This is a genomic window from Pseudoalteromonas sp. Cn5-37 (genome assembly GCF_021532495.1).
In the GTDB taxonomy this organism is placed as follows: domain Bacteria; phylum Pseudomonadota; class Gammaproteobacteria; order Enterobacterales; family Alteromonadaceae; genus Pseudoalteromonas; species Pseudoalteromonas simplex.
Genome location: NZ_JAKGBA010000062.1, coordinates 1 through 6,228, shown reverse-complemented (window position 1 = coordinate 6,228; position 6,228 = coordinate 1). Strand labels below are relative to the sequence as shown.

General features: G+C 38.7%; 7 protein-coding genes. 2 read left to right on the top strand and 5 right to left on the bottom strand.

Annotated features, from left to right (window positions below; all coding sequences use genetic code 11):
• Positions 1 to 435: 435 nt before the first annotated feature.
• The 3 genes from L1266_RS21745 to L1266_RS21735 form a co-directional block, all read right to left on the bottom strand.
• Positions 436 to 603, bottom strand: a complete 168-nt coding sequence (locus L1266_RS21745; protein ID WP_165385119.1) for a hypothetical protein — start codon at positions 601 to 603, stop codon at positions 436 to 438.
• Positions 604 to 667: 64 nt separating this feature from the next.
• Entirely contained in the window at positions 668 to 1,126 is a 459-nt protein-coding gene (locus tag L1266_RS21740) for a hypothetical protein (RefSeq protein WP_138617418.1), read from the bottom strand.
• Between the two features lie 276 nt (positions 1,127 to 1,402).
• Positions 1,403 to 2,602: a DUF642 domain-containing protein gene (locus tag L1266_RS21735; protein WP_138617420.1), complete on the bottom strand. Its 1,200-nt coding sequence runs from the start codon at positions 2,600 to 2,602 to the stop codon at positions 1,403 to 1,405.
• A 333-nt stretch (positions 2,603 to 2,935) separates the two neighbouring features.
• Here L1266_RS21735 and rlmF point away from each other — a divergent pair, with 333 nt between their 5' ends.
• Both rlmF and ltaE read left to right on the top strand, forming a co-directional pair.
• The gene (gene rlmF, locus L1266_RS21730) at positions 2,936 to 3,841 is read left to right on the top strand and encodes a 23S rRNA (adenine(1618)-N(6))-methyltransferase RlmF (RefSeq protein ID WP_235378335.1); all 906 of its coding nucleotides are present in this window, start codon (positions 2,936 to 2,938) and stop codon (positions 3,839 to 3,841) included.
• Positions 3,842 to 3,851: 10 nt separating this feature from the next.
• Positions 3,852 to 4,859 carry a low-specificity L-threonine aldolase gene (gene ltaE / locus L1266_RS21725; protein WP_138617424.1) on the top strand — a complete coding sequence of 336 codons (1,008 nt, stop codon included), beginning with the start codon at positions 3,852 to 3,854 and terminating at the stop codon, positions 4,857 to 4,859.
• On the opposite strand, the gene L1266_RS21720 is transcribed toward ltaE, so the two are convergent.
• On the bottom strand, positions 4,842 to 5,426 hold the full coding sequence (locus tag L1266_RS21720; protein ID WP_054552107.1) for a thymidine kinase: 585 nt from the start codon (positions 5,424 to 5,426) through the stop codon (positions 4,842 to 4,844). The genes ltaE and L1266_RS21720 overlap by 18 nt on opposite strands.
• Positions 5,427 to 5,491: 65 nt before the next feature.
• A complete protein-coding gene (locus L1266_RS21715; protein WP_235378334.1) occupies positions 5,492 to 6,124 on the bottom strand; it encodes a hypothetical protein in 633 nt (210 codons plus the stop codon).
• Between the last annotated feature and the right edge of the window lie 104 nt (positions 6,125 to 6,228).

Here is a 6,228-nt window from a genome sequence, read left to right as displayed (position 1 = left end):
TAGAACGTGCGCTAAACGCCAGACCTAGAAAGTGCCTAGGTTACAAACAGCCTGTCGTTGTGTTTAACGAATTACGCAATGCGGCCTAATTTAGCGAGTGGTGCACTTCGGGGTTGAATTCGCGAGTACAGCGACAATGGAAAACCCTAAAAAAGGTGTCACTACAGAGTTGGCATTATCCCAAAGTGAGCTTAGACAGGTTGAATGCCAATTTAACTGCATAGAAAAAATTAACGTAATTTTAAAAAGGAAGTACAATAAAACGGTTGTAAATACAGCATATAAGATACCACTTTCCTTGCTTTGTTCTTTTTTCAATTCTTTCCCTTTATGTTATTAAAAGCCCTGCATGATTATTTTACTGTTGAGTGGTTAGGTTGCTGTTTAAACCAAGTATGATAATTTCAGGTGTACTATTTGTTTTACTAATCTCGATTAGTCTTTACACTCAAAACCTTTAGAGTCGACTTTAGCGATGTTGTCTTTATTGCCACACTCTTTAATTGCCATCTCTGTGTGATTGTGCTCATTGTATTGTTTAGCAATTGCGCCAAGGCTTAGCACAATTACTACAGCTATCACTATTTTTTTAATTTTAGACATAAACATTCCTTTGAAAATAAACTATTTAAATACAACCAGTTGCGCGCACTATTTTTGATAAAACTTAATCAATAAGCGCCATCGAATTTAAATTGAAGTTATAAATAGAGAATGACTCACCTTCTTCTTTTAACGTGACGGTTATTTGTGCGTCTCCATTAGTATATGAAGCTGGAATTAAATAAGTAACATAAGTACCAGAACCACCTCCGGTAACAGCATTAGAGCTAACATTTATAAATTCAAATTCACCTAGTTCTTTTAATTCGCCCAACTTTGAGAATGCACGCATGATTTTAGAAATATCTTCATCTGTGGCATTTTCAATTGATGATGGGGTCATATAGTTTTTGAGAATTTGAGGGTCCCATTTAGAGATATCTGTAATTGCTGAATTTAGGTAAGGAATAGCAGTTTCTTTGTAAGCAGAGGATTTATTCGCAGTCCAAATTGCTAAAAGTACAAATAAGCTAATTAACACTAAAAATGTTATACCAATTCCTTTAAGTATCTTTTTAACCATGATTTTTATTATTCTTTCCTTAATTGAATCACTTACGAATTTATCAGCTTTAGGTGTTTTATGGTAGTACCCAATGTGACCCAATTTGAGTAGAAATTTTTAAACACTAATTTTAGTTGCTTGTATCATGGCCAATATACCCGATCTTTCGCTCTTAACCTCAAGTAGCCCATACTTTAAGCAAAGCAACCTATCAGTTATCAAATAATTTTGCTTACCATATTTAATAGACTAAATAAAATAGCCAGAACCACTGGCTATTTTTATAAACACCGCCTATTCGCAGTAGTTATCTACGAAAGTTAAATCATTAATGTGCTCTGGTGCATCCATAACGTAACTAGAGTCAGCCGTTTGAGGATTAACACTGTAAATCTTCGCATTTTCGCCTGCTTTTCTTCCTGAAACATACAACGTTCCATCATCAGCAATCGCTAATCCTGAAGCCCAATTAATGCCGTGTTCACCAACTAAGGTTAACTCCATCGAACCATCATCAATGGTATAGAGTGATTGACCTGTTAATACGTAAAGTACATTATTATCAGCAGAATATGCTACATCACCATGTGAGAAAGAATCTCCCGAATAGCGCATCTTGCCTAGTACTGTTTTTTCTCCAGTTTGCAAGTTGTAGTCATACATATAAGTTTTACTTGTCGCACGTAAAGATTGTCCGTCTGCCGTGACTGCTGAACGATAAATTGGCCAAGATGTAGCATCAGCCTCAGCAACTTGAGCGCCCGTTTCTAAATCTAACGACCAAAGTTTTGACGCTTTCGTGCCCGACTCAAGTTGTTCCATAAAATAAAGTTTGCCATCATAACTTGCAATGTTTGAAGCCGTATTTTGCGCTCCTGCGACCACACTGTAAGTATTTGTCTCTAGGTCAAATTTATAAACATAACCCGTTTCAGAAGAACCAAAATTGTTAATACCAAATATACCAGAATGACAAGCCTGCTTTTGAGTGACAACAACGTTATCAATAAAACCGCCTAGACTATCACTCGCACCTGCGCCGCTAAAACGAATTTCTGAAGAGTTTGAATCTGCTTCTACAGATAATGTAAATGATTGCCAGCCTCTTTGCGTCGCATTTACGTTTAGTACTGTTGTTCCATTCCACTTCACATCAACTTTATTTGTATCATTGTTACCGTTAATACGAGGCGAGTAGTAAAATGAAACTTCATAAGTTTTTCCAGCCTCAGTTGCGACTGTTTGAAAGATGCTGTAATTAGAAGTAGAGTCTAGCTCGACATATTGATTACCTTGCTGAGCAGTAATAAGACCTAGACGCGATGTTTGAATTTCAAATCTTGCACCTTCACTTTGCCATCCGTTAACTTCATCTAACAATGTCCATGTTGAATTTACGACATCCAGTTCAAATGAGCCGTTTGCAATTAAATTGTCTGCAATTGCAATTTGCGAAGCAAAAAGTGAAGACATTGCTAAAATAGATAACTTCATATAATAATTCCCCAAGATTAGTTGTATTCACTGCATTGTGAAAAAACAAACCACCTCAATCATTAAACTACTTATGAGTAGAAAAAGTTAATTGATAAAAAACTAACTTCTCTCTGCAATTGAGCGGTTTGAAATGGACTGTACATAAGAGAAAGCACAAATGATGCCAAAATTAAAAAATTGATTATCAGCGTGCTCTGAATCGCACGAAAGTTAAATTATCTATAATTAGTGAATAACTGATAAAGTGATTATTAGATTAGCACTCCCACATTTTAAAAATTTATTTGGTACAATCAGCCTTTGATATGGCTAACAGATAGGTTTTCCTTAATGCATCCGCGAAATCGCCACTTTAATGGCTACGACTTTACTTTGCTATTTAAAGATACTCCTGCCCTAACACCTTATATAACGCAAACGCCAGCGGGCACTGATACCATTGATTTCACCAATGCGTTAGCAGTTAAAACCCTCAACCAAGCGTTATTAAAAAGCCATTATAAAATCGATTTTTGGGATTTACCCGACAACTACCTTTGCCCGCCAGTTCCTGGCAGAGTGGATTACATTCATCATTTGGCCGATTTATTAGCAAGCGATAGCCAAGGTCGTATTCCTACGGGTAAGCAAGTAAAAGTGCTTGATGTAGGCACGGGTGCAAATGTGATTTACCCGCTTACGGGTAATCACGAATATGGCTGGCACTTCACAGGCTCAGATATTGATGTATTGTCTGTTAAAATTGCTAAGCAAATTGTGCAATTTAACCGCCTCAAAATAAATGTTAAGCAGCAAAGTAACGCCAATAAAATGTTTACGGGCGTAATATCGAATAAAGATGTCTTTCATCTAACTTTATGCAACCCACCGTTTCATGCCAGCGAGCAACAGGCAAATGCAGGTACTGAACGTAAATGGAAAAACTTAAACAAAGCGCCACAAAAAGCGCTTAATTTTGGTGGCCGTCAAAACGAGCTTTGGTGTGAAGGCGGTGAACGCGAATTTATCAGTAAAATGTGTATTGAGAGCCAAGAGTTTGCAGAGCAATGTATTTGGTTTACATCACTTGTTTCAAAGTCTGACACTTTACCTCATATAAAAAAGTTACTCAGCACACTTGATGTGAAAGAAGTAAAAGTTATAAAAATGGCACAAGGCCAAAAAATAAGTCGCTTTATTGCTTGGAGCTATTTTGACCAAACCGACCGCGAAGCCATTCTTAACGAACTAGTATAAGGATAATAAAATGATCGACTTTCGTTCAGACACAGTTACAAAACCAACAGCAGCCATGCGCGCGGTCATGAATGACGCCCCAGTAGGCGACGACGTTTATGGTGACGACCCAAGCGTTAATCAGCTTGAACAATTTGCTGTTGAGCGCCATGGCTTCGAAAGCGCCCTTTATTGTTGCTCAGGTACGCAAGCCAATTTACTAGCATTAATGGCGCATTGTGAACGTGGCGACGAATACATTTGTGGTCAACAAGCGCATAACTACAAATTTGAGGGTGGCGGTGCCGCTGTATTAGGTTCTATTCAGCCGCAACCAATTGAAAATAATGCCGATGGCAGCATAGATTTAAACAAAGTTGTGGCTGCAATTAAAGCTGATGACTTTCACTTTGCTAGAACCAAACTACTTAGCTTAGAAAACACCATTGGTGGCAAAGTTCTCCCGCTAAGTTATCTTAAACAAGCTAGAGAGTGTGTTGATAAACATAACCTTGCTCTGCACTTAGACGGTGCCCGCGTGTATAACGCGGCGGTTAAGTTAGGTGTTGATATCACTGAGATCACCCAGTATTTTGATTCAGTGTCTATTTGCTTATCAAAAGGACTCGGTGCGCCGGTTGGCTCACTATTACTAGGTAGCAAAGCACTGATTGATAAAGCGCGCCGCTGGCGTAAAGTACTTGGTGGTGGTATGCGCCAAGCGGGTATGCTGGCAGCCGCTGGTCAGTATGCACTTGAGCATCACGTAACAAGACTTGCTGAAGATCACGATAACGCGGCGTATTTAGCAGAGCAATTAAACACGTTAGCTGGTTTTGATACATCACCTTTTCAAATCGATACCAACATTGTTTACGCAAACGTTGCCGAACATATCGACTTAAAAGCAGTGGCACATGCGCTAAAAGAACAAAATATGTTATTTTCGCCAGGAAAACCACTGCGATTAGTGACCCATTTAGGCGTCACTAAGCAAGGTATTGATAGCTTTATCTCAGCATTAGCGGCCGAGATTTAACGCTTCTTTATAATGTTTGCGGCACACTGATACATACCGGTCGTTGCCGCCAATTTCTACCTGATTACCGTCTGCAATCGCATTGCCATGCTCATCGGTACGCAGTACATGATTAGCTTTACGACCACAATGACATACTGTTTTCAACTCAATTAGTTTGTCAGCCCATGCAAGTAAGTATTGTGAGCCACTAAATAACTCACCTCTAAAATCGTTACGTAAGCCATAACACAGCACTGGAATACCAAGCTCATCAACCACATCCGTTAATTGCATTACTTGGTCTTTTGATAAGAACTGGCATTCATCAACTAAAATACAATGGCGCTTTTGCTCTGCATTTAAAGATTTGATTAGCTCAAATACATCTTTCTCTGCATCAAAAATATGCGCATCAGCCTGTAAGCCAATACGTGAAGACACCTTGCCAACACCTGCTCTATCATCAATAGCCGCTGTTAAAATAACCGGTTCCATACCACGTTCGCGGTAGTTAAATGCAGATTGTAAAAGTGTGGTAGATTTGCCTGCATTCATTGCAGAATAATAAAAGTACAGCTGTGCCATGATGTTGCCCAAATTTTAAAGTCGCAATATGCTACCCTAATCGAACGACAACATCATCCTTTACCTTATTCTTTTGTCCCATAATGAGTGTTTTGTTCTGAGCTCATATTTTGCAACATTCTTGCATAAACCCCTGCCAATTTTTTACTAGCGAGCTGCTCCCAAACTAGGTTTGCATCTAGTTTATGCTTATAGAAAAACTCATTTGAAAAAGCCAAATATGCTATTGAGGTATTGATCGGTGGGAACAGTGGAGCAAGTTTAAATTGGTAGTACTGACTAAGGTCGACTTTATTCTTAGAAATCTCACAAATCACAAGTGCTGCATCAGCATTTCCCTGAGCAACTCGTTCAATCGCAGTTTGTAGCGTAAATGTGTGCTCAATAAAAAACGCATCTTCACTTGCGGCATCACCAACAAAATGGCCATTAGCAACAGCTAACGAGAATGCTTTTGATTGAAATACCTCACGTGAATTCCACTTTGAATGAAAACGTCGTTTACCGATTAAACATTGGCTCAAAGATGCGAATGAATATTTATCGAGAGGTTTGCCCTGTTTATTAACAGGGAAAACAGCATAGTCACTTTTAAGCGCGTTAAAACCAGAAATAAATGCATCAACAGTGCCGTGCTTTATTGATGATATACATTCTTGCCAAGGCATTTGTTGGTATTGAAAGGCCTTGTTGATCAAATGCAGCTCTCTAATAAACTCACTTAACTTACTGATATTTAGGCAGACCAAGGGTGTTGATCTTATTTAGCGCCTTCACTTTGATCATCGCTTCAACCAGTTGG